Source organism: Streptomyces sp. NBC_00083, assembly GCF_026343295.1.
Lineage (GTDB): Bacteria > Actinomycetota > Actinomycetes > Streptomycetales > Streptomycetaceae > Streptomyces.
Genome location: NZ_JAPELY010000003.1, coordinates 465,958 through 489,323 on the forward strand (window position 1 = coordinate 465,958; position 23,366 = coordinate 489,323).

Annotated in this window: 17 protein-coding genes; 8 read left to right on the forward strand and 9 right to left on the reverse strand. The window is 72.4% G+C overall.

Translation table 11 applies throughout. The features are described 5' to 3' along the window. Nucleotides 1-27 precede the first annotated feature (27 nt). Both OOJ98_RS25975 and OOJ98_RS25980 read left to right on the forward strand, forming a co-directional pair. Nucleotides 28-1,242, forward strand: a complete 1,215-nt coding sequence (locus tag OOJ98_RS25975) for an acetyl-CoA C-acetyltransferase (RefSeq protein WP_267057445.1) — start codon at nucleotides 28-30, stop codon at nucleotides 1,240-1,242. Nucleotides 1,243-1,282: 40 nt separating this feature from the next. After that, entirely contained in the window at nucleotides 1,283-3,457 is a 2,175-nt protein-coding gene (locus tag OOJ98_RS25980) for a 3-hydroxyacyl-CoA dehydrogenase NAD-binding domain-containing protein (protein ID WP_267057446.1), read from the forward strand. 417 nt (nucleotides 3,458-3,874) lie between these two features. Here OOJ98_RS25980 and OOJ98_RS25985 read toward each other — a convergent pair whose 3' ends face one another. From OOJ98_RS25985 to sph, 3 genes are all read right to left on the reverse strand, one after another. Further along, the gene (locus OOJ98_RS25985; RefSeq protein WP_267057447.1) at nucleotides 3,875-4,618 is read right to left on the reverse strand and encodes a MerR family transcriptional regulator; all 744 of its coding nucleotides are present in this window, start codon (nucleotides 4,616-4,618) and stop codon (nucleotides 3,875-3,877) included. A 102-nt stretch (nucleotides 4,619-4,720) separates the two neighbouring features. Next, entirely contained in the window at nucleotides 4,721-5,749 is a 1,029-nt protein-coding gene (locus OOJ98_RS25990; protein WP_267058246.1) for an alpha/beta hydrolase family protein, read from the reverse strand. Nucleotides 5,750-6,104: 355 nt separating this feature from the next. After that, entirely contained in the window at nucleotides 6,105-7,091 is a 987-nt protein-coding gene (gene sph / locus OOJ98_RS25995; RefSeq protein WP_267057448.1) for a sphingomyelin phosphodiesterase, read from the reverse strand. 179 nt (nucleotides 7,092-7,270) lie between these two features. On the opposite strand from sph, the gene OOJ98_RS26000 reads away from it, so the two are divergent. Together OOJ98_RS26000 and OOJ98_RS26005 are read left to right on the forward strand one after the other, a co-directional pair. Continuing rightward, a complete protein-coding gene (locus OOJ98_RS26000; RefSeq protein ID WP_267057450.1) occupies nucleotides 7,271-7,729 on the forward strand; it encodes a hypothetical protein in 459 nt (152 codons plus the stop codon). Nucleotides 7,730-8,437: 708 nt separating this feature from the next. Beyond that, nucleotides 8,438-9,376: an oxygenase MpaB family protein gene (locus tag OOJ98_RS26005; RefSeq protein ID WP_267057451.1), complete on the forward strand. Its 939-nt coding sequence runs from the start codon at nucleotides 8,438-8,440 to the stop codon at nucleotides 9,374-9,376. A gap of 41 nt (nucleotides 9,377-9,417) precedes the next feature. On the opposite strand, the gene OOJ98_RS26010 is transcribed toward OOJ98_RS26005, so the two are convergent. Both OOJ98_RS26010 and OOJ98_RS26015 read right to left on the reverse strand, forming a co-directional pair. Continuing rightward, a complete protein-coding gene (locus OOJ98_RS26010) occupies nucleotides 9,418-10,443 on the reverse strand; it encodes a LacI family DNA-binding transcriptional regulator (protein WP_267057452.1) in 1,026 nt (341 codons plus the stop codon). A gap of 211 nt (nucleotides 10,444-10,654) precedes the next feature. After that, nucleotides 10,655-12,208 (reverse strand): M1 family metallopeptidase, encoded by a 1,554-nt coding sequence (locus OOJ98_RS26015; protein WP_267057453.1) that lies wholly within the window; start codon nucleotides 12,206-12,208, stop codon nucleotides 10,655-10,657. A gap of 345 nt (nucleotides 12,209-12,553) precedes the next feature. On the opposite strand from OOJ98_RS26015, the gene OOJ98_RS26020 reads away from it, so the two are divergent. Further along, a complete protein-coding gene (locus OOJ98_RS26020; protein WP_267057454.1) occupies nucleotides 12,554-14,476 on the forward strand; it encodes a Xaa-Pro dipeptidyl-peptidase in 1,923 nt (640 codons plus the stop codon). An 81-nt stretch (nucleotides 14,477-14,557) separates the two neighbouring features. On the opposite strand, the gene OOJ98_RS26025 is transcribed toward OOJ98_RS26020, so the two are convergent. Further along, nucleotides 14,558-15,331, reverse strand: a complete 774-nt coding sequence (locus tag OOJ98_RS26025) for a thioesterase II family protein (RefSeq protein ID WP_267057455.1) — start codon at nucleotides 15,329-15,331, stop codon at nucleotides 14,558-14,560. A gap of 247 nt (nucleotides 15,332-15,578) precedes the next feature. Between OOJ98_RS26025 and OOJ98_RS26030 the strand changes: the two genes are divergently transcribed. Further along, entirely contained in the window at nucleotides 15,579-17,216 is a 1,638-nt protein-coding gene (locus OOJ98_RS26030; protein ID WP_267057456.1) for an ABC-F family ATP-binding cassette domain-containing protein, read from the forward strand. 122 nt (nucleotides 17,217-17,338) lie between these two features. Here OOJ98_RS26030 and OOJ98_RS26035 read toward each other — a convergent pair whose 3' ends face one another. Beyond that, a complete protein-coding gene (locus OOJ98_RS26035; protein WP_267057457.1) occupies nucleotides 17,339-19,801 on the reverse strand; it encodes a Tex family protein in 2,463 nt (820 codons plus the stop codon). Between the two features lie 66 nt (nucleotides 19,802-19,867). Then, a complete protein-coding gene (locus OOJ98_RS26040) occupies nucleotides 19,868-20,731 on the reverse strand; it encodes a hypothetical protein (protein WP_267057458.1) in 864 nt (287 codons plus the stop codon). A gap of 142 nt (nucleotides 20,732-20,873) precedes the next feature. Here OOJ98_RS26040 and OOJ98_RS26045 point away from each other — a divergent pair, with 142 nt between their 5' ends. Beyond that, on the forward strand, nucleotides 20,874-21,836 hold the full coding sequence (locus OOJ98_RS26045) for a GlxA family transcriptional regulator (protein ID WP_267057459.1): 963 nt from the start codon (nucleotides 20,874-20,876) through the stop codon (nucleotides 21,834-21,836). A gap of 90 nt (nucleotides 21,837-21,926) precedes the next feature. After that, on the forward strand, nucleotides 21,927-22,565 hold the full coding sequence (locus OOJ98_RS26050) for a DJ-1/PfpI family protein (RefSeq protein WP_267057460.1): 639 nt from the start codon (nucleotides 21,927-21,929) through the stop codon (nucleotides 22,563-22,565). Here the strand turns inward: OOJ98_RS26050 and OOJ98_RS26055 are convergent. Further along, nucleotides 22,537-23,340, reverse strand: coding sequence for an enoyl-CoA hydratase/isomerase family protein (locus OOJ98_RS26055; RefSeq protein ID WP_267057461.1), 804 nt, complete (start codon nucleotides 23,338-23,340; stop codon nucleotides 22,537-22,539). The genes OOJ98_RS26050 and OOJ98_RS26055 overlap by 29 nt on opposite strands. Between the last annotated feature and the right edge of the window lie 26 nt (nucleotides 23,341-23,366).

Sequence of the window (23,366 nt, forward strand, 5' to 3'; positions counted from 1 at the left end):
AACCGCCCTCATCCGAAAGGCCCGACGTTGAGCACCGAAGCGTACGTATACGACGCGATCCGCACCCCGCGCGGCCGCGGCAAGGCCAATGGCGCCCTGCACGGCACCAAGCCGATCGACCTCGTCGTCGGCCTCATCCACGAACTGCGGACGCGCTTCCCGGGCCTCGACCCGGCCGCCATCGACGACATCGTGCTCGGCGTCGTCGGCCCCGTCGGCGACCAGGGCTCGGACATCGCCCGCATCGCCGCGATCGCCGCCGGACTGCCCGACACGGTCGCCGGCGTCCAGGAGAACCGCTTCTGTGCCTCCGGTCTCGAAGCCGTCAACCTGGCTGCGGTGAAGGTCCGTTCGGGCTGGGAGGACCTGGTGCTCGCCGGTGGCGTCGAGTCGATGTCACGGGTCCCGATGGCCTCCGACGGCGGGGCCTGGTTCGCCGACCCCATGACCAACTTCTCCACCAACTTCGTCCCGCAGGGCATCGGCGCCGACCTCATCGCCACCATCGGGGGCTTCACGCGCCGCGACGTCGACGAATACGCCGCGCTGTCCCAGGAGCGGGCCGCCGAGGCGTGGAAGGACGGCCGCTTCGCGCGGTCGCTCGTCCCGGTCAAGGACCGCAACGGCCTCGTCGTGCTCGACCACGACGAGCACATGCGCCCCGGCACCACCGCCGACTCGCTGGCCGCGCTCAAGCCCTCCTTCGCGGGCATCGGCGACCTGGGCGGCTTCGACGCCGTCGCCCTGCAGAAGTACCACTGGGTCGAGGAGATCGACCACGTCCACCACGCGGGCAACTCCTCCGGCATCGTGGACGGTTCGGCCCTCGTCGCCGTCGGCTCCCGCGAGGTCGGAGAGCGCTACGGAATGACCCCGCGGGCCCGCATCGTCTCCGCCGCGGTCTCCGGCTCCGAGCCCACCATCATGCTGACCGGGCCGGCGCCCGCCACCCGCAAGGCGCTCGCCAAGGCAGGTCTGACCATCGACGACATCGACCTCGTCGAGATCAACGAGGCGTTCGCAGCGGTCGTGCTCCGCTTCGTCGCCGACATGGGCCTCAGCCTCGACAAGGTCAACGTCAACGGCGGCGCCATCGCCATGGGCCACCCCCTCGGCGCGACCGGCGCGATGATCCTCGGCACCCTCGTCGACGAGCTGGAGCGCCGCGATCTGCGCTATGGGCTCGCCACCCTCTGCGTCGGCGGCGGCATGGGCGTCGCCACCATCGTCGAGCGTGTCTGACCGTCCCGCCCCGGCACCCCCTCATACGGAGAATTCAGCAATGACGAAGAGCACGACCATCCGCTGGGAACAGGACGAGACCGGCGTCGTCACCCTCGTACTGGACGACCCCGACCAGTCCGCCAACACGATGAACCAGGCCTTCAAGGACTCCATCGCGGCCGTCGCGGACCGCGCGGAAGCCGAGAAGGACTCCATCCGCGGCATCATCTACACCTCCGCGAAGAAGACCTTCTTCGCGGGCGGCGACCTCAAGGACATGATCCGGGTCGGCCCCGAACTCGCCCAGCAGGCCTTCGACACCGGCACCGCCATCAAGAACTCGCTGCGCCGCATCGAAACGCTCGGCAAGCCGGTCGTCGCGGCCATCAACGGCGCGGCCCTGGGCGGCGGTTACGAGATCGCTCTCGCCGCCCACCACCGCATCGCGCTCGACGCGCCCGGCTCCAAGATCGGCCTGCCCGAGGTCACGCTCGGCCTGCTCCCCGCGGGCGGCGGCGTGACCCGCACCGTACGCCTCATGGGCATCGCCGACGCCCTGCTCAAGGTGCTGCTCCAGGGCACGCAGTACTCCCCGCAGCGCGCCCTTGAGAACGCTCTCGTGCACGAGATCGCCGCGACGCCCGAGGAGATGCTCGCCAAGGCGCACGCCTTCATCGACGCCCACCCCGAATCCCACCAGCCGTGGGACGTCAAGGGCTACAAGATCCCCGGCGGTACGCCGTCCAACCCGCGCTTCGCCGCCAACCTGCCGGCGTTCCCGGCCAACCTGAAGAAGCAACTCCAGGGCGCGCCCTATCCGGCGCCGCGCAACATCCTCGCGGCGGCCGTCGAAGGCTCCCAGGTCGACTTCGAGAGCGCTCTCACCATCGAGGCCCGGTACTTCACCGAGCTGGTCACCGGGCAGACCTCGAAGAACATGATCCAGGCGTTCTTCTTCGACCTCCAGGCCGTCAACTCCGGCGTCAGCCGCCCCCGGGGCATCGAGCCGCGCCCCGTCCGCAGGGTCGCGGTCCTCGGCGCCGGGATGATGGGCGCGGGCATCGCGTACTCCTGCGCGCGGGCCGGGATCGAGGTCGTCCTCAAGGACGTGTCGCAGGAAGCCGCCGACAAGGGCAAGGCGTACTCCGAGAAGCTGCTCGCGAAAGCGCTCTCACGGGGCCGGACGACGGAGGCGAAGCGGGACGCCCTGCTCGCCCTGATCACGCCGACCGCCGACCCGCAGGACCTGGCCGGGTGCGACGCCGTCATCGAGGCGGTCTTCGAGGACACCTCGCTCAAGCACAAGGTGTTCCAGGAGATCCAGGACATCGTCGAGCCCGACGCGCTGCTCTGCTCCAACACCTCGACGCTGCCCATCACCGGTCTCGCCGAGGGCGTGTCACGTCAGGCGGACTTCATCGGCCTGCACTTCTTCTCGCCCGTCGACAAGATGCCTCTGGTGGAGATCATCAAGGGCGAGCGCACCGGTGACGAGGCGCTGGCCCGCGCGTTCGACCTCGTACGCCAGATCAAGAAGACGCCGATCGTCGTGAACGACTCGCGCGGCTTCTTCACCTCCCGGGTGATCGGCCAGTTCATCAACGAGGGCGTCGCGATGGTCGGCGAGGGCATCGAGCCCGCCTCCGTCGAGCAGGCCGCGGGCCAGGCCGGCTACCCGGCGAAGGTGCTCTCGCTGATGGACGAGCTGACCCTGACCCTGCCCCGCAAGATCCGCAACGAGACGAAGCGGGCGGTCGAGGAGGCGGGCGGTGTGTGGCCCGGCCACCCCTCGGACGCGGTGATCGACCGCATGGTCGACGAGTTCGGCCGCACCGGCCGCAGCGGCGGCGCCGGGTTCTACGACTACGGCGACGACGGCAGGCGCGGCAGGCTGTGGCCGGGGCTGCGCGAGCACTTCACCCGGCAGGGTGCCGAGATCCCCTTCGAGGACATGAAGGAGCGGATGCTCTTCTCGGAGTCCCTGGACACGGTGCGGCTCTTCGAGGAGGGCGTCCTCACCTCGGTCGCCGACGCCAACATCGGCTCGATCATGGGCATCGGGTTCCCCGCGTGGACGGGCGGCGTCATCCAGTACATCAACGGGTACGAGGGCGGCCTGCCCGGCTTCGTGGCCCGCGCCCGGGAGCTGGCCGAGCGCTACGGAGAGCGCTTCCAGCCGCCGGCGCTGCTGGTGGAGAAGGCGGAGCGGGGGGAGCGGTTCGGCGACGCGTAGTCGCTCCGCGGGGTTGGGGGCGGGGTCCTCGGCGCGCCCGGAGCCGCGCGCGCCGCTCACCGCGCCCCCAGCCCCGCGCGTTCGGGTGCGGCCCGTGTTTGCGCGGTTCCCCGCGCCCCCAACCTCGTCTTTGTCTGCGGGCCGTGCTGGCGTCTCGCGCAGTTCCCCGCGCCCCCAACCCCGTCCTTGTCTGCGGGCCGTGCTCGCTTCTCGCGCAGTTCCCCGCGCCCCTGAGGTACTTGGTGCCGGACGGCATGGGCATCCTCAGCCTGTCCGGCGATTGAGGACGAGCGCCCTTCAGGCGCGAACGGGGTCTGGGGCGGAGCCCCAGGACACTCCGCCGCGCAGGTCCCCGCGCCCCTGATGGGGTCGGCATGCATAGGCGAGGCCACCCCGCCCGGGTGTCCTGCGGCGGAGCTACTTTTCGGGGGTTGGGGAGCCGAAGGCTGCCCTCAATTCTGCCTTCAGGGAGCGCTGGAACGCGGTGACCAGCGCTTGCAGGACCATCGGCTGCATGTGGGCCGAGAGCGACTTCATCGCCTCGACGTGATCGGGGTCCGACTCCCGCTCGCGGTAAGGGTTCCAGACCTCGTCACGGAAGAGCCGCGTCAGCTCGTGCGCGGCCGACCGCGTGTGCTCCATCAACACCGTTCGGGCCGCCAGGATCGTCTCGTGCGCGATCGGCACGTCCAGGAGCTGCACCCCCAGCGCGAGCAGTCCCGGGTCCACACGGAAGGTGTCGGCGGAGCCCGCGATCGGCTCCAGGACGTTCATCGCCGCGAGCCGGTCGATGTCGGTGTCGGACAGCGAGCGCCCCGCCCGCCGTTCGAGGTCGGCCCGGCTCGCGTCGTCCGCCGAATCCGGCGCCCAGGACGCCACCACCGCCCGATGGATGGCCAGATCGTGGGCGCTCAGGTCGGCCGGCAGCTGCTGGAGGTAGCGTTCGATCGCGGCCAGCGTCATCCCGTGGTGCTGCAACTCCTCGATCAGCGCGAGCCGGGACAGATGCGCCGGCCCGTAGTGCCCGACCCGGCGCGGCCCGATCACGGGCGGCGGCAGCAGCCCCCGGGTGCCGTAGAAGCGGATGGTGCGCACGGTGACACCGGCCCGCGCGGCCAGCTCGTCGACCGTGAGTGTCGGCTCCTCGGTCTCCGTCGCCATGGCAGTGCCTCGCTTCCCCGGTGTGTCCCGGCCAACGGTGGTGCCGGCCCACATGTGCGCGGCCCATCCGGTGCAACAGTATTGCTGTCTCACCACCACTGCTCAAGATGAGGCGGCGAACGCCGCTTCGAGGCGGGGCACATAGTCGACGAGGTCCTGGGCCCAGCAGCCGCTCTCGTGCCCGCCGTGGCAGTCGCCGCCCCAGGTGGACCCGTCGCCGTAGTCGACGTAGTGGTACGGCAGGCCGAGGGCGTCCAGGCTCTCCTTGGCGTGCCGGGCCGCCGACTCGACCCAGAACTCCATGGTGGAGGGGGAGCCGTGGCCATTGCCCGTGTAGATCGCGATGCCGGTCCCGGCGAGCGCCGCCATGTGGGCCGAGGGATCCGCCTCGTTCCAGCGCCAGTCGGCGTTGAGCACCGGGTACGGCGTGCCGAAGACGGCGTCGCTCGACACCGTGGGGCCGAAGGTGAGGGAACAGGAAGCGTCGACGGCGTTGCCGCACAGCGGGGCACCCGCGTTGGTGAGGGTGGCCACCACAGCTCCACGCATCACCATGTGGTCCACCGACAGGTCGTCCGCCCCGGAGAACGTGGCGACCTGACCGAAGAGATCCGGGTGCCGCTGGGCGTAGTGCAGGGCTCCGAACCCTCCCATGGAGAGCCCGCCCACGGCACGGGTCGGCCTGGACGCCAGGGTGCGCAGGTTGGCGTCGATGAACGGGACCACCTGGTTGATGTGGAAGTTCTCCCAGTTCTGCGCCCCTGCGGCGGTGCTCTGGTCGAGCCAGTTGGTGTACCAGCCCCTGAGCCCGCCGTCCGGGATGACCGTGATCATCGATGTGGACCTGGTGAGAGCGGGATAGGCCACAGCGGGATTGGCCGGGTCGTCGGAGGCGCCGTGCAGGAAGTAGAAGACCGGGTACCGCTTGGCGGGCTCCGCGCCGTATCCGGCGGGCAGTAGAATCCGGATGTGGTGTTCCTGCGCCACCTCCGCGGTCCTCACCGTGATGACGAAGTTGGTCGCGCTCCCGGTCGGAGCGCCGACCTGGGTCAGGCCGAACCCGTCGGCCAGGACCGGGGGCGCGGCAGCGTCGGCGTACGCGGAGGGCGCGCCGAGCAGGCCGCCCACCAGGAGGAGGGCGGCCCCGGCGGCGGCGAGGGCGGCCTTGACCCGCTGGAGCCCGCGCCGGGCTTCACCGGCACCCTGGCCGGCCGTCGCCGTGTACCCCCGACACCCGGCCCGGTTCCGCACGACGTGATTCCGCCTTGGCGTGAGAGCGCTCCCAGCGCCGAGCCGCCGCCTCCGCCGATCCGTATCCGATAGAACGCTGAACCTCACTGGACGCCTCCCCCTGCACAACGGCCGACCGGGTAGCGGCCGGCCCCGCGCCACGAGGGCGCGGGCCGGCCTCCCGCGCACGATAGCCAGATCCGGATCACGCCTCCTCGACGTGGGTTCTCATCCGGCCACCGGCGCCGAACCGGCCCTAGGGGGTGCGTCCCGCCTGGAGGGGGTAGTGGTCGCTGAGGTTGCTGTAGGTGTAGTCGGTGCCCCAACTGCTCACCGTCCAGGGCGCGGTGGACTCCTGCACCACGTTGTTGTTCCAGCCGGACGGGCGGGCGTGGCCCGCGACGTGGAGCACGTAGTCGAGGTCCTCGCTCGGGTCCGTGGGATAGCGGTAGCGCGCGATCGAGTTCTCGGCGGTGTCGAAGGAGTACGCGTGGCCCGTGCGCGAGTCCGCGCCGACCAGGCCGCCGTTGGCGAGCATCGAGGCGTACTCGGAACCGTGCGAGTCGACGTTGAAGTCGCCCGCGACCATGACCTCTTCGCCCGCCGGGATGTTCTTGGCGTCGAGGAACGACTTGATCGCCTTGAACTGCAGCGCGCGGTCCTTGACCGCCTCGCCCGAGCCGCATCCCGAGTCCGTCGACTGGGTGTGGGTGCCGACGACATGGACCTTGGTGCCGTTCACGTCCAACACGGCATAGACGAAGCCCTTGTTGGACCACCAGTCGGAGCCGCAGGCGTCCTTGTAGATGAACTGCTCCTTGTGCAGGATCGGCCACTTGCTGAGCAGGGTGACGCCGCCGTCCTCGGGCGTGGTCGAGGAGTACGAGCCGCCCGTCGCGTCCCATCCGTCCTTGCTCCGGCCGACGACGGGTGTCTGGTAGGGGTACTGGGCGGAGGCGTTCCGCTTCAGCGCGTCGGAGGCGGAGTTGTCGAACGCTTCCTGCAGCACCACGACGTCGTTGCCCTGGAAGAAGGGTGCGGCGGGGATCGCCTGGGCCCGGTGGTCCTGGCCCCAGTTCGGGTACAGGCTCTGGCTCATCAGGAACGTGTTGTACGTCAGCACCTTGAGGTGGGGAGGCGTGGCCGCGGCAGCGGTGGCGGGCGTGGCCGTCAGCGCGGTGACGACGGCGAGCGCGGCGGCGAGAGCTGCCCCGGGGACCCGGCGGAGCGAGGAATGCGGCACGTGAACTCCTGTGTTCTGCGGGCGTATTGGACCGGCGCGCACATCAAAGCAGCTGCGGTTACCTAGAGGTAACCTCTCTGCGTCCACAGACTTGCCCCTGTCGTACGATCAGGAGTACGAGAGCTCCGGCGGCTCCGGCCGGGGCGTGCGAGAGAGGTGTCGGCGTGAACCTGCTCCCCATGAATGTGGGCCCCCTCAACCCCGCGGTGCCGGACCTCGCGATCGGCCTGGTGTCGTTCGCGCTGTGCTTCTGGCTGGTGGCGGGGGTGCTGCTGCCGCGCATCAAGCGGACGTTGGAGGAGCGCGAGGCGCTGACCACGGGGCGCGACCACGAGGCCGAGCTCCTTCTCGCGGAGGCGGCCGAGGTGCGCGCCCGGTACGAGGCCGAACTCGCCGGGGCCCGCCACGAGGCGGCCCGCATCCGGCAGCAGGCCAAGGAGGAGGGCGCCGCGGCGATAGCGGCCGCGCGCGCGGAGGGCGCTCGGGAGCGCGATCAGAACCTTGCCGCCGCGACTGCGGGGATCGCCGCGGCGCGTGCGGCGGCCGAGGCTGAACTCCGCCCCTACGTACACGAGTTGGCCGCTGAGTTGGCGGGCCGCGTCTTGGGTGAGCCCCTTCCGACCGGGGCCGGTCGCTGAAGCAGTGGGGCGGGGGCGTCGCGTAGCGGTTCGTGGGCCGCGGTTCGGCTCCCGGGCCGAGGTTCGGCTTCAGGGGCTCAGCCCCTGTGGCCGGGGTGCGCGGCGGGCCGCCGAGACGCCGCCCCCGGCCCCTGGGGTGCGCCCCCGGCCCCGCGGTGCGACCCCGGCCCCTGGGGTGTGACCCCGGCCCTTGGCGGTGCGACGCCTGCCCCTCGTGGCCCTTCAGGCTGCGGCCCCGGACCCCCCTCTGCCCCTTCGAGGCGCGGCCCGTCACGCGCAGTTCCCCGCGCCCCTGATCTCGCGGTCGTGTGCGGGCCGTGCTCGCTTCCCGCGCAGTTCGCCGCGCCCCTGCTACTTGGTGCGGGACCCGTGCGAGTGCCTCGGCGCCGGAGCGGTTCGCCCCGCGCCCCTGGCTATTGGATGCCGGGCCCGCGCAGGCCCCTCCCCCCCCCCGGGCGGGCCGCGCCCTGATCCCAAGGCGTTGGCGGGTCGCCTCGCCCCGGCTGCTTGGGGCGAGGCCCTCGGCGCCCGCCCGGGTGGCTGACCCGTGCCTTCTGCCGTGGGCAGGACCCTCGGCCCCCGGGTGGCCTGCCCGTGGCCGCCGGTGTGCGGGACCCCGCGTGACCCTGTGATCGGCACGGTCGCATACTGGAATCCCTGCAAGCACGACAGTGCACCACAGACCCGTCAGCCTCAGGGAGACCAGCGATGAGCCGCCGCGAACCCGTGCCCGCGCCGCCACCTCCCGGGGGTGTGCTGTGGAGTCTCGCCGGCGACATCCGGATGCTGCTCGCGTTGCCCGCCGCGCTCACCATGCAGGTCGCGCACCCTGCGGTCGGAGCCGGGGTGGACGAGCACTCGGTGTTCCGTACCGACCCGTGGGGGCGCGGAGAGCGCTCTCTGCGATCACTCCAGCTCTGGGTGTACGGGGGAGAGCAGGCCGTCGAGGAGGGGCGCCGGCTCCGGGAACTGCACAAGACCATCCAGGGCACGGACGCCACCGGGCGGCGCTACCACGCGTTGACGCCCGCCTACTACGCGTGGGTGCACGCCACCGGCTACCCCGTCTACGCCCACGCCCAGCAGTACATCGGGCGGCCCTTCACCGACGCCCAGCACCGCAAGCTGTACGCCGAGTGGCTGCAGGTCGGCCGGATCCTCGGTATCAACGACCGGGACATGCCGGGGACCATCGAGGAGTTCTGGCCGTACTACCGCAAGGTCCTCGCCGACGAGATCCGGTCCAACGTCGTGGTGGAGGAGCTCCTGGCCACGGACGTGTCCGTGCCGGCCCCCGACCGCGGCCCGCTGCCCCTGCGGCTGCTCCTGAGAGCGCTCTGGCCCGTCCTGCTGCCGCCCTTCGCGCGCTTCCGCCGGTTCGTCACCATCGGTTTCATGCCGCCGGACGCGCGAGAGGCGATCGGCCTGGAGTGGACGGACGCGCAGGAGCGGAAGCTGCGCCGCCTGGGCCGGGTGGTGCGCGTGGTCGGACCCGTCCTGCCGGAGCGGCTGCGGTACCTGCCGCTCGCCCGCCGGGCTCGGGCCGAGTTCAGGCGCTCGGCCGACGGGCGGGGAGCCCCTGCCGCGGCTCCGCCGGGAGCCGGTGTGGAGCCGAGCGCTCTCGGCTCCGCGCGGACCGGCGCATAGCCGAGAGCGCTCTCAGTGGCTCCCCAGCGCCCGAGCCCCGCTCACGCCGACGCGCGGCGGACCAGTGCCGTCGGGGTGATCACCGAGGCGGGCGGGGCCACTTCAGCGCCCCCCTGGTCCAGCCCGCGCAGCAGGAGCCGTGCCATCAGGCGGCCCATCTCCTCGATCTCCTGGCGCACGGTCGTCAGCGGCGGGTCGGTGGCCTCGGCGACCGAGGCCATGTCGTCGAAGCCGACCAGTGCGACATCGTGCGGCACACGTCTGCCGTGCTCCCGCAGGACCCGCAGCGCACCCGATGCCATCAGGTCGTTCGCCGCGAAGACCGCGTCCAGGTCCGGCCTGCGGAGCAGCAGTCGGGTCATCGCGACCGCCCCGCTCTCGGAGGTGAAGGCGCCCTCCGCGACCAGGGACGGGTCCGCTTCGGGGAGCATGTCGCGGTAGCCGGCGAGGCGGTCCGTCGAAGCGGTCTGGTCCAGCGGGCCCGCGATGTGCGCGATGCGCTTGCGGCCGATCGCGAGGAGGTGGCGCACCGCCTCGCGCGCGCCGCCCCGGTTGTCGGCGTCGACGTAGGGGACGTTCGTCGGGAAACCGGGCCGGCCGCCGAAGACCGTCAGGACACCGGCCCCGCGGGTGATGCCGGGCAGCGGGTCGTCGTCGTGCAGCGAAAAGGCGAGCGCCCCGTCGACATGGCCACCCGCGAGATAGCGCGACACCCTGCCGTAGTCGTCCGCGTCCTCGACGAGCAGCAGTACCAACTGGGTGTCGTGGGCGGTGAGTTCCTTGCCGATGCCGCGGATCTGCTGCGAGAAGAAGGGGTCGGAGAAGAAGCGGGTCTCCGGCTCCGCCACGATCACGGCGACGGCGCCGGTCCGCCGGGTGACGAGCGAGCGGGCCGCCGGGTTCGGGATGTAGCCCAGCTCCTCGACTGCCTGGCGCACCTTGTCGACCAGGGGCGGGCGCACCCCCGTGCCGCCGTTGACGACACGGGAGGCGGTCGCCCGGGAGACTCCGGCGAGCGCCGCGACGGCTTCGAGCGTGGGACGCGTCCCGAAGTACTGCTCGGTCAAGGCGAGTTCCCCTCATCGGCGAGACGTGAGCACAGCCGCGGCGGCGCCCGGCGGGGCTGCGCGGCGTGCGCGGCTCGTGGCCGCGCACGCCGGCACCCGCAGGGCACGGCCGCTTCGCCCGGCAGCGTATCGGGTGCGGATCCGCCGCCGAGAGCGCTCTCTCACCCCGCCGTCGCCCGACCGGCGCCCCGCCGCCGGGCTCGCCCCGGCCTCAGTGGCCCGCGGCGTGCCCCGCATGCGACTCCACGATCTTCTTCCACGACTTCGGTTCGACCGGTGCCGTGGAGCCGCCCGGGTTGACGGGCTGCGCGGACCGTGCGGACGGTGCCTTCGTCACTCCGGCGCGGGCGCCGAACCCGGCCTTGGCGGCCGCCGACGGGGACGGCTTGCCCGGCTGGAAGAGCCAGGTGTCGAAGAGCTCCGCGAGCGGCTTGCCCGAGACCTTCTCGGCGTACTTGACGAAGTCGCCGACGGCCGCGTTGCCATAGGCGTGCTCGGCCGGCCACCCCTTGAGGATCTTGAAGAAGGACGTGTCGCCGACGGTGTTGCGCAGCGCCTGGATGGCGACGGCGCCCCGGTCGTAGACCGCGCCGTCGAACTGGTTGTCCGGGCCCGGGTCGCCCGGCTCGACCTGCCAGAACGGGTCGTCCGCCGGGTGCTGCGAGTAGACCCAGTCCGCGAGTTCCTGCGCGGTGCCGTCCCCCTGCTTCTCCGACCAGAGCCACTGGGCGTAGGACGCGAAGCCCTCGTTGTCCCAGATGTCCTTCCAGCCCTTGACGGAGACGCTGTCGCCGTACCACTGGTGCGCCAACTCGTGCACGATCACGGAGACGTTGGCGCCGTTGGCGAACTGGGCGGGGCTGTAGAACGGCCGCGTCTGAGTTTCGAGCGCGAAATGGCTCGGCACGTTGGGTGCGTACCCACCGACCGCGTTGAAGGGGTACGGCCCGAAAACGCTCTCAAGCCACTCCGTGACGTCCTTGGTGCGCTCGATGCTGGCGCGCACGGCGCCGTCGTTGTCACCGAGGTCCTTGCTGTACGCGTTGATGACGGGCAGGCCGCTCGCGGTCTTGTCGGTGGTGATGTCGAACTTGCCCACCGCGAGCGTGGTCAGGTAGGAGGCCTGCGGCTTGTTGGAGCGCCAGTTGTACGTCGTCCAGCCGATCTTCGAACTCTGGCTCTGGAGCACGCCGTTGCTGATGGCCTGAGTGCCGTCGGGCACCTTCACCGACACGTCGTACGTGGCCTTGTCCAGCGGGTGGTCGTTGGACGGGAACCACCACACGGCCGAGTCGGGCTCCTGGGCCGCCACACCGCCGTCCGGGGTGCGCTGCCACGCGGTCCAGCCGTCGACCTTCAGCTCGGACGGCTTGCCCGCGTACTTCACCACCACGGTCACGGACTTGCCCTTGGGCAGCGGCGTGGCCGGGGTGATCTCCAGCTCGTGGCTGCCGGACGTGGCGAACGTCGCCCGGGTGCCGTTGACGCGTACCTCGCTGACGGCGAGTCCGAAGTCCAGGTTGAAGCGGGAGAGGTCCTGCTTGGTGGTGGCGAGCAGGGTGGCCGTGCCCTCCAACAGGTCCGTGGCCGGCTGGTACTTGAGTTTCAGGTCGTAGTGCGAGACGTCGTAGCCGCCGTTGCCGCTGGCCGGGTAGTAGGGGTCGCCGATGCCCGGGGCGCCCGGAGTGAAGTCCGCGGCCGACGCCGGGATCACCAGCAGCAGGGAGGCGGCGAGCACGCTCGGGGCGATGATTTTGCGGTGCACAAAAGCTCCAAGTCGTCAGTGTCGTCGTGGGGTGAACGATGGTGAACGATCTCTTCGGACCTTATTCAGCCCGTGCCGCCCCGGTCATGTCCATGGCCCCTGCTGTCACACGATCGCCATTCGGCCGACATCTCGACGTGTGCGCACCCGTACGCTCCGCGCCTCTTCGCCATCACTCCGCCGCCCTCTCCTACCCCCTTTTGCGCGGGAGTTGACCGGAGTACCTTCCGGCCCATGGCGATACGTGCGCGGTTCACCCGCCCCAGGTCCAGATCATCGAGGTCGTCGCGGTTTCGCCGGACGTCCAGCTCCGGCAGGTCCCTGAGAGCCCTCGCCCTCGCGGCCGTGGCCGCCCTGGCGGCGGTGCTCCTCGCCCCCGCGGGCGCCCAGGCCGCGCGGGCCAAGGAGAGCCAACCCGTCTACTCCTACGAGAACGCGATACGCGAGGCCGTCTGGGTCGACACCGGCCTGGACGGCGACGGGGACGGCAGGAGCGACCGGGTCGCGGTCGACATCGTCCGCCCCCGCGAACCCGCCCAACAGGGCCGCAAGGTTCCCGTCATCATGGATGCCAGCCCCTACTACTCGTGCTGCGGGCGCGGCAACGAGAGCCAGCTCAAGACGTACGACGCCCACGGCAACGTCGTGCAGATGCCGCTGTTCTACGACAACTACTTCGTGCCGCGCGGCTACGCCTTCGTCGGCGTCGACCTGGCCGGAACCAACCGCTCGGACGGCTGTGTCGACGTCGGCGGCCCCTCCGACGTCCTGTCCGCCAAGGCGGTCGTCGACTGGCTCAACGGGCGGGCCCGCGCCTACACGACGCGGACCGGCGGCGAGCGCGCCACGGCCGGATGGACCAACGGCCGCACCGGCATGATCGGCAAGAGCTGGGACGGCACCATCGCCAACGGCGTCGCGGCCACCGGCGTCGAGGGCCTCGAGACGATCGTGCCGATCAGCGCCATCTCCTCCTGGTACGACTACTACTTCGCCAAGGGCGCCCCGTTGTACGACGGCGGACCCGCCGACCTCGCCGACGCGGTGGAGAGCCCGGACGCGCAGGCGCACTGCGCCGCGGCTCAGCAGAAGCTCGTCGCCGGATCGCCGCGCAGCGGTGACTGGACGAAGCTGTGGAACGACCGGGACTACGTGCTGCGCGCCGACCACGTCAAGGCCAGCGTCTTCGTCGTCCACGGAATGCAGGACCTCAACGTCCGCACCAAGAACTTCGGCCAGTGGTGGGACGCCCTCGCCGCCAACGGCGTCGAGCGCAAGATCTGGCTGTCGGGGACCGGTCACGTCGACCCGTTCGACTACCGGCGCGCCGACTGGGTCCCGGTCCTCCACCAGTGGTTCGACCACTACCTGCTTGGCTACGACAACGGCATCGAGCGGCAGCCCATGGCCGACATCGAGCGTCACCCCGACCAGTGGACCACCGACCGCGTGTGGCCCCCGTCGGGTACCGCGGCCACCACCGTGCACCCCGTGAACGGTCCCGTTCCGGGCGTCGGAGCGCTCTCAGCGGGCCGGGCCCCGGCCGGGTCGACGGCCACGTTCACCGACAACCCGGCGCTCGACGAGACGAGTTGGGCCGCCGACATCGACAAGTCGACGCCCGACAAGGCGGGTTTCACCACCCGACCGCTCACCAAGGACCTGCGGGTGTCCGGCTCGTCCAAGGTGACCGTCACCGCGACCCCGACCACGAGCAGCGCCCATCTCTCCGCGGTCCTCGTCGACCTCGGACCCGACACGATCCGCAACTACGCGGGGCCGGGCGAGGGCATCCTCACCGGCACCGACCGCACCTGCTGGGGCGCGAGCACGGCCGGGGACAGCTCCTGCTACCTGACCACATCGGCGGACAGGATCTCCGTCGGCGCCACCGTCTTCAGCCGCGGCTGGGCCGACCTCGGCAACTACGCGTCCGACCGCAAGGGCGTCCCGCTCACGCCGGGCAAGGCGTACACCCTCACGATCGACCTGGCCGCCACCGACCACGTCGTGCCCGCGGGGCACCGGCTCGCGCTGATCGTCGCGGGCACCGACAACGGCCTCATCGACCCGCCGGCGAGCAGGCCCACCCTCACGCTCGACCTGAGGCGTACCGGGGCCCAGGTGCCGTTCGTCGGCGGCGCCGGAGCGTTCGCACGGGCCACCGCCGGTTCGCCCGCGCGCAGCGACGCGCAGAGCCCGGTCGCGCCGAAGGGGGTGCCGGTGCCGCGGATGACCCAGCGGCTCCCCGGCGACCCCAGGCCCTGACGGACCGGTCCGGCGACAGCCGGGGTGACGGCGCGGACGCCGCCGTCGCCCCGGCCACGCCGTGCGGGCGCGGCCGGCGGCTCAGAACGCCGGCCCGCCCGCCGGGGTGTTCACGTCCGACAGCGCCTGCGCCAGGGCTTGCAGCACCGGACCCGGCTCGTCGCGCAAGTAGAAGTGGCCGCCAGGGAAGTGACGTACTGTCAGGTCCCGCGTGGTGTGACTGCGCCAGTCGTCGAGGAGGTCGATCCTGTAGTCGTCGCGGCCGCCCAGCACCGTCATGGGCACGGGCAGCGGGGCGGCCTCCCGCCATGTGTACGTCTCCAGGACGCGGTAGTCGGCACGCAGCGCGCCGACTACCAGCTCCCGCAGCTCCGCGCTGTCCAGGACCTCCTGCGGTATCCCGCCGTGGATCTCCGCCACCCGCCTGATGAGGTCGTCGTCGGAGAGCCGGTGCAGCGGGTCGAGGGCGCGTGCATGACGGTGGTGCGGCGCGGGAAACGCGGAGAGGACCAGCCGGGCGGGCAGCGGCCGGCCCGCGTCCCGCAGGGCCCGCGTGACCTCGTAGGCTACGAGGGAGCCCAGGCTGTGCCCGAAGAAGGCGTACGGCTCCGGGCCCAGGGGCACCTCGTCGACGAACGCCGTGACGAGCTCCTCCATGGAGCGGAACATCGGCTGTCCGTACCGCGAACCGCGGCCGGGCAGCTGCACGGCGTGGAACTCGGCGTCCGGCAGGTCGCGGCCCCAGCGGAGGTACTCCGTGGCCGAACCGCCCGCGTGCGCGAAGCAGTAGAGCTTGGGGGCGCCGGGGCGCGGCTTCCCGGCGAAGAGCCAGCTGGACGGCGTGGCGGGGTGCATGGTGCGGGGACCTCCGGGGGAGCGGGTGGACGGGACGGCGGCCGGGCCGGCTCCGCGCCGGGCGCCTGCCCGTCGGCCCGGTGGCCGGCCCCGTACCGACGAGTCTCGCATCGTGTTCCGGATCATCCTCCCCGTTCCGGCCATGACGCCGTGCCCGCCGGTGCCGGGGGCCGGGCGGAGCCGTGGGGGGCCGTGGGGAGGACGGGGATGGGAGCCGGCCGGGCGACGGCTTAAGATCGGTCATCTCATGACTGCAACTCTCGTCGCCAAGGACCTCGCCGCCGGCCACGGCGACCGCACCCTGTTCGCCGGGCTCGACCTGGTGGTCGCCCCCGGAGACGTCATCGGCCTCGTCGGACCCAACGGGGCGGGCAAGTCGTCCCTGCTGCGGCTGCTGGCCGGGCTCGACGCGCCCGAGGAGGGCGAGCTGCGGCTTTCCCCGCCCGGCGCGAGCGTCGGCCACCTCCCGCAGGAGCCCGACCGCCGCCCCGGCGAGACGATCCGCGCCTTCCTCGCGCGGCGCACCGGTGTCGCCGCCGCCCAGGAGACGATGGACAACGCGACGCAGGCCCTGGTCGACGGGGCGCCCGGCGCCGACGACGCCTACGCCGACAGCCTGGAGCGCTGGCTGGCACTGGGCGGCGCCGACCTCGACGAGCGGGCCGAGGAGGTCGCCGCCTCGCTCGGCCTGACCACCGGCCTGGACCAGCCGATGACCGCGCTCTCCGGCGGCCAGGCCGCCCGCGCCGGCCTCGCCTCGCTGCTCCTGTCCCGCTACGACGTCTTCCTGCTCGACGAGCCGACCAACGACCTCGACCTGGACGGCCTGGAGCGGCTCGAAGCGTTCGTGAAGGGGCTGCGGGCCGGCACCGTCGTCGTCAGCCACGACCGCGAGTTCCTCGCCCGCACCGTCACCAAGGTCCTCGAACTCGACCTCGCCCAGCAGCAGATCAACCTGTACGGCGGCGGCTACGAGGCCTACCTCGACGAGCGTGCCACCGCGCGCCGGCACGCGCGCGACGACTACGAGGAGTACGCCGACAAGCGCACCGCCCTCGAAGGCCGCGCCCAGATGCAGCGCTCCTGGATGGACAAGGGCGTCAAGAACGCCCGCCGCAAGGCGACCGACAGCGACAAGCTCGGGAAGAAGTTCCGCAGCGAGTCCAGCGAGAAGCAGGCCGCCAAGGCCCGCCAGACGCAGCGCATGATCGAGCGCCTCGACGTCGTGGAGGAGCCCCGCAAGGAGTGGGAGCTGCGGATGGAGATCGCCTCCGCGCCCCGCTCCGGCGCCGTCGTCGCCGGCCTGCGCGATGCCGAGGTGCACCGCGAGGGCTTCACCTTCGGACCGGTCACGCTCCAGATCGACTGGGCCGACCGCGTGGCCATCACCGGCGCCAACGGCTCCGGCAAGTCCACGCTGCTCGCCGCCCTCCTCGGCCGGCTGCCCCTCGACGCCGGGCACGCCACGCTCGGCTCGGGCGTCGTCGTCGGCGAGGTCGACCAGGCCCGCGGGCTCTTCCTCGGGGACGACCCCCTGCTCGACGCGTTCTGCGCGGCGGTACCCGACACGGAGCCCGCCGAGGTCCGCACCCTGCTCGCCAAGTTCGGGCTCAAGGCGCACCACGTGCTGCGCCCCGCCGGATCGCTCTCACCGGGCGAGCGCACCCGCGCGGCGCTCGCGCTGCTCCAGGGCCGGGGCGTCAACCTGCTCGTCCTCGACGAGCCGACCAACCACCTGGACCTCCCCGCCATCGAACAGCTGGAGTCGGCCCTCGACTCCTACACGGGCACGCTGCTCCTGGTCACCCACGACCGGCGCATGCTGGACGCCGTCCACACCACGCGCCGCCTGGAGGTCGCGGACGGCAAGGTGACCGAGCACTAAGCCCCCCCGCCCGGGAGGGCTGCCGGGCACTGAGCCCCCCGCCCGGTAGAGCTGAGGGCCCGTCACCCGCGAGCGGGCGTACGGCAGTCGGCCGTACGCCCGCAGTGGTGGTCCCGCCCGGCTCAGCGGCCGCCGCGGCCCTTCGGGTCGACCAGGCCCGCCTTGCGCAGGGCGTCCGCCATCGCGCTGTTGGCGGGGGCCGGCGCCGAGCCGCGGCCCTGGCCGCCGCCCTGGCGGTTGCCGCCCCGCGCCTCCCCTCCGCCGGAGCCACCCCGGCGCTGCTGGCTCTGCCCCTGCCCCTGGCGCTGACCCTGGCCTTGCCGCTGCCGGGGAGGACGGCCGCCGCCCTCGCTCCGGCCCGCCTGGCCCTGGTCGCCGCGCTCCCGCTGGGGCGCGCCGCCCTGCGCCGACGCGTCGTCGTCGAGACGCAACGTCAGCGAGATCCGCTTGCGCGGCACATCCACGTCGAGGACCTTCACCTTGACGATGTCGCCCGGCTTGACCACGTCGCGCGGGTCCTTCACGAACGTCCTCGACAGGGCCGAGACATGCGCGAGCCCGTCCTGGTGCACACCGATGTCGATGAACGCGCCGAACGCCGCCACATTGGTGACCACCCCTTCGAGCACCATCCCGGGCGCCAGGTCGCCGATCTTCTCGACGCCCTCCTTGAAGGTGGCCGTCTTGAACGCCGGACGCGGGTCACGGCCCGGCTTCTCCAGCTCGCGCAGGATGTCGGTGACCGTGGGCAGACCGAAGGTCTCGTCCACGAAGTCGTCCGGCCGCAGCGAGCGCAGCACCCCGGTGTTGCCGATGAGCGATGCGACCTCGCTGCCCGCCGTCTTCACCATCCGCCGCACCACCGGATAGGCCTCGGGGTGCACGCTGGACGCGTCCAGCGGGTCGTCGCCGCCGCGGATCCGCAGGAAGCCCGCGCACTGCTCGTACGCCTTCGGGCCGAGCCGCGCCACGTCCTTCAGCGCCCGGCGCGAGTGGAACGGCCCGTTGTTGTCGCGGTGCGCCACGATGTTCTCGGCGAGCGTCGAGCCGATGCCGGACACGCGTGAAAGCAGCGGCGCGGAGGCGGTGTTGACGTCGACGCCCACGCCGTTCACACAGTCCTCGACCACCGCGTCGAGCGAGCGCGACAGCTTCACCTCGGACAGGTCGTGCTGGTACTGGCCCACCCCGATCGACTTCGGGTCGATCTTCACGAGTTCGGCGAGCGGGTCCTGGAGGCGCCGGGCGATGGAGACCGCGCCGCGCAGCGACACGTCCATGTCGGGGAACTCCTGCGAGGCGAAGGCGGAAGCCGAGTACACCGAAGCGCCGGCCTCGGACACCATCACCTTCGCGAGGTTCAACTCCGGGTGCTTCGCGATGAGTTCACCGGCGAGTTTGTCCGTCTCGCGGGAGGCGGTGCCGTTGCCGATGGCGATCAGCTCGACGGCGTGCTCCGTGCAGAGCCCGGCCAGCTTCGCCAGCGCCTGGTCCCACTTGTTGGCCGGGACGTGCGGGTGGATCACGTCGGTGGCGACGACCTTGCCCGTCGCGTCCACGACGGCCACCTTCACCCCGGTACGGAAACCGGGGTCGAGGCCGAGCGTGGCGCGGGTGCCGGCCGGGGCGGCCAGCAGCAGGTCGCGCAGGTTGGAGGCGAAGACACGGACCGCCTCGTCCTCCGCGGCCGTACGCAGGCGCAGCCGCAGATCGATGCCGAGGTGCACCAGGATCCGGGTGCGCCAGGCCCAACGCACCGTGTCGCCGAGCCACTTGTCGCCGGGGCGGCCGCGGTCGGCGACGCCGAAGCGGCGCGCCACCATGTTCTCGTAGGTCGAGGGACCCGGCTCGGCGGACGGCTCCTCGGGTTCGAGGACGAGGTCGAGCACGTCCTCCTTCTCGCCGCGCAGCATCGCGAGGACGCGGTGCGAGGGCAGCGCGGTGAACGGCTCGGTGAAGTCGAAGTAGTCGGCGAACTTGGCGCCCGCCTCCTCCTTGCCCTCGCGGACCTTCGCCGCGAGGCGGCCCCTGGTCCACATGCGCTCGCGCAGCTCGCCGATCAGATCGGCGTCCTCCGAGAACCGCTCGGCGAGGATCGCGCGGGCGCCCTCCAGGGCGGCGGCCGCGTCGGCCACGCCCTTGTCGCCGTCCACGAAGGCGGCGGCCGCGACGAGCGGGTCCACCGAGGGGTCGCCGAGCAGTCCCTCGGCGAGCGGTTCGAGACCGGCCTCGCGGGCGATCTGCGCCTTGGTGCGCCGCTTGGGCTTGAACGGCAGGTAGATGTCCTCCAGGCGCGCCTTGGTGTCGGCGGCCCGGATCTGCGCTTCGAGGGCGTCGGTGAGCTTGCCCTGCTCCCGTACCGACTCCAGGACCGCGGCGCGGCGGTCCTCCAGTTCGCGCAGGTAGCGCAGCCGCTCCTCGAGGGTGCGCAGCTGGGCGTCGTCCAGCATCTCGGTCGCTTCCTTGCGGTAGCGAGCGATGAACGGGACGGTGGACCCGCCGTCGAGCAGCCCGACGGCGGCTTGCACCTGCCGCTCCCGTACGCCGAGTTCCTCGGCGATCCTGCTTTCGATGGACGTCGTCACGTTGCCGTACCGCCTTCTCGCTGAGCCTGGGGCGCCATTGTGGCAGGCGGCGACGGCAATCGACGATCAGCCCTTGCCGACGAGGTCGGCCGGGAAGCCGCCCGCCAGGGCCGCCGTCACCAGGAACCCCTTGGCGAGTTCGGTGAGCCGCGCCACGTCCTGCTCGCCGATGAGTTCGTAGGGGGCGAGGTCGAGGCGGTCGGTGCGGTCTTCGAGGTCGGCGCGGAGCGCCACCCCGGCCTGCGTCAACTCGCCGTCGGCGTCGAGGAGTCCGCGCTCGCGCAGCCGGCCGGAGGCCGCGTCCCAGTCCGACTCCTGCCAGCCGCGGGTGGCGAGGACCCAGCGCGGCACCATGCCCTTGCCCGTCGCGGTGTGGCTGACCAGTGCCTCCAGCGGGTCGAGTCCGAGTTCCAGCAGGGCGGCGAGGTGGCCGTCGCCCCGGTGCTCGCGCAGCAGCGTCGCCGCGTGCCAGTAGGCCAGGTGCGGCTGCTCCGGGACGGGCAGGTCGGCGTGGGCCGCGTACAGCGGGCGGGCGTGCCGGGTGCAGCCCTCGGTGGCGCGCAGCGCGAGCCGCGCGGCCTCGGCCATCTCGTCGGAGGCGCAGGCCTCCTCGCCGAGCAGTCGGCGCAGCGTGCTGTCGACGGCCCGCAGCCGGGCGGCGAGCACGGCCTCGGGGGAGGCGGTGCGCCACACAGCGGGCAGGTGCCGGGCGATGAGGGCGTAGTTGAAGTTGTAGAACGCCGCGGCGACGGCGCCCGGCCCCACCGCTCCCATCGCGGCCGACCGCCCGGCGAAGTAGGCGGCGCCGCGGTCCTCGATGCCGAGCCCGGCGAGCTCCTTGGTGAAGTCCGGCGAGAAGTAGATCGTCGAGTGCAGCGAGTTGACGGGGTTGTGGCAGTGGCGTGCGGCGCGCGGCGGGAGAGAACTCATGACCTGAACGTTACCGACTGGTCGGTACGTCGTGAAGGGGTGGGCCGCATCCGGCCGGGAGGGCGGCATCGCGCCGATGATGGCAGGAAAGGTGGGATCCTCGTCATTGCGGCCATCGTGGCGGAGCCCAAGGATGGGGAGCATGACGCAGCGCTCCGTCCTGGTCGTCCTCTTCGACGGCGTCCAGAGTCTCGATGTGACCGGACCCGCCGAGGTGTTCGCCACGGCCGGGCGCGTCCTGGGCGACCCCGGCGCCTACCGCACGCGCTTCGCCTCGCTGGACGGAGCGCCCGTCGCCTCGCACAGCGGCCTGCGCCTCATGCCGGACAGCGCGCTCGCGGACGCCGGAGCCGGCGGTGTCCTGCTCGTCCCCGGCGGCGACGGGGCCCACCGCCCCGAGCCCGGCCTCGTCGACTGGCTGCGGGCGCACGGGCCGGGCGCCGAACGCCTGGTCTCCGTGTGCTCGGGATCGCTGCTCCTCGCGGAGGCCGGGCTGCTCGACGGGCACCGGGCCACCACGCACTGGGCGTCCTGCGCCGACATGGCGCGCCGCTATCCCGCGGTACGGGTGGAGGCCGACCCCATCTTCGTACGGGACGGGCGCATCGCCACCTCGGCCGGGGTCACCGCGGGGATCGACCTCGCCCTCGCCCTGGTCGAGGAGGACCACGGCAGGGACACCGCCCTCGCCGTCGCCCGCATCCTCGTGGTGTTCCTGCGCAGGCCGGGCAACCAGGCGCAGTTCAGCGCGCAGCTCGCCGCGCAGACCGCCCGGCGCGAGCCGCTGCGCGAACTCCAGCAGTGGATCACCGAGCACCCGGACGACGACCTGTGCGTGGAGGCCCTCGCGCGCCGGGCCCGGCTCTCGCCGCGCCACTTCGCCCGCGCCTTCCACGCCGAGACCGGCACGACCCCCGGCCGCTACGTCGAGCGGGTCCGGCTCGAACACGCCCGGCGCCTCCTGGAGGAGACCCCCGACGGGGTGCGGGAGATCTCCCGCGCGGCCGGCTACGGCACCCCCGAGGCGATGCGTCGCGCCTTCGTCAAGGCCCTGGGCACCGCTCCCGCCGAGTACCGCCGCCGCTTCCGCCCCGCCTCCGTCTGACGCGCGCCCGGCGACGGCGCCTCCCGCGACGCGAGTGCGTGGCGTGGACCCCGCCCGCGCCATCCACCGACCTCCGATGAAGGACAGCCCATGCTGATCGCCGTCGCCCTCTACCCCGGGTTCACCGCGCTGGACGCGGTGGGGCCGTACGAGACCCTCAGCCGGCTCCCCGGCGCCGAGACGGTGCTGGTCGCGGAGCAGGCCGGGCCGGTCCGCAATGACAGCGGCAGTCTGACCCTGGTGGCCGAGAAGGCCTTCGCCGATGTGCTGCGGCCCGACATCGTGGTGGTGCCCGGCGCCCCGCCCGGAGCCGTCGAGCCGCACCTGCACGGCGGACCGCTCCTGGACTGGCTGCGCGCCGCCGACATCGCCTCCACCTGGACCACCTCGGTCTGCACCGGCTCGCTGCTGCTCGGCGCGGCCGGGCTCCTCAAGGGGCGCAGGGCGACCTCGCACTGGCTCGCCCTGGACCAGCTGGCCGCGTACGGGGTGAGCACGACGGGGGAGCGGGTCGTCGTCGACCGCAAGTACGTCACCGCCGCCGGTGTCTCCTCCGGCATCGACATGGGACTCACCCTGCTCGGGGAGATCGCCGGGGACCGGTACGCGCAGGCCGTCCAGCTGCTCATCGAGTACGACCCGCAGCCGCCCTACGACGCGGGCTCGCCCCACAAGGCCCCCGCCGACCTGGTGGAGCAGTTCAGGTCGAACGGGTTTCCCCGGGACTGACGGGGCTGACGGGGCTCACGGCCGCTGAGGGGCCGACGGGCCAGGTGAACCGCGGCGGCCGGCGCTCCAGGAAGGCGGCGATCCCCTCCGCGGTGTCGCCGCCGGCGCGCTCCTGCTCGGCCCAGTACCTCTCGCGGCCTTCCCGGCCGTCCGTGAACTCCTTCGCCGCCGCCTGGGTGAGCTGCGAGCGCGACACCAGGACGCGGGTGAACTCGGCCACCCGCATGCCCAGTTCGCCCTCGGGCAGCACCTCGTCGACCAGGCCGGTGCGCAGCGCGCGCTCGCTGTCGATCAACTCACCCGAGAACAAGAGGTACTTGGCGGTCGCGGGCCCCACGAGCGAGGCGAGGCGCCGGGTGGAGGACGCCGGGTAGACGATGCCCAGCTTGGCCGGTGTCACGCCGAAGAGCGCACCCTGGCGCGCGAACCGCAGATCGCAGGCGGCCGCCAACTGGCTGCCGCCGCCGACGCAGTGCCCGCGCACCACGGCGAGCGTCGGCCGGGGGAAGGCGGCCAGCGCCTCCTCGGCCCGTACCGCGAGCGCCCGCGGGTCCTCGCCAGGCTCGCGCAGCGAGGAGATGTCCGCCCCGGCGCAGAACGTGTCGCCCGCACCGGTCAGCACCAGCGCCCGTACACGCGGATCGGCCGCCAGCCCGTCGAGCAGCGGAGGCAGCGCGCCCCACATGGCGGAGGTCATCGCGTTGCGCTTGGCGGGGTTGCTGATGACGACGGTGGCGACACCCTCGCTCACGCTCTGCTGTAGCTGCGGCTGCATGCGCCGGATGCTATCCGGGCACCCGC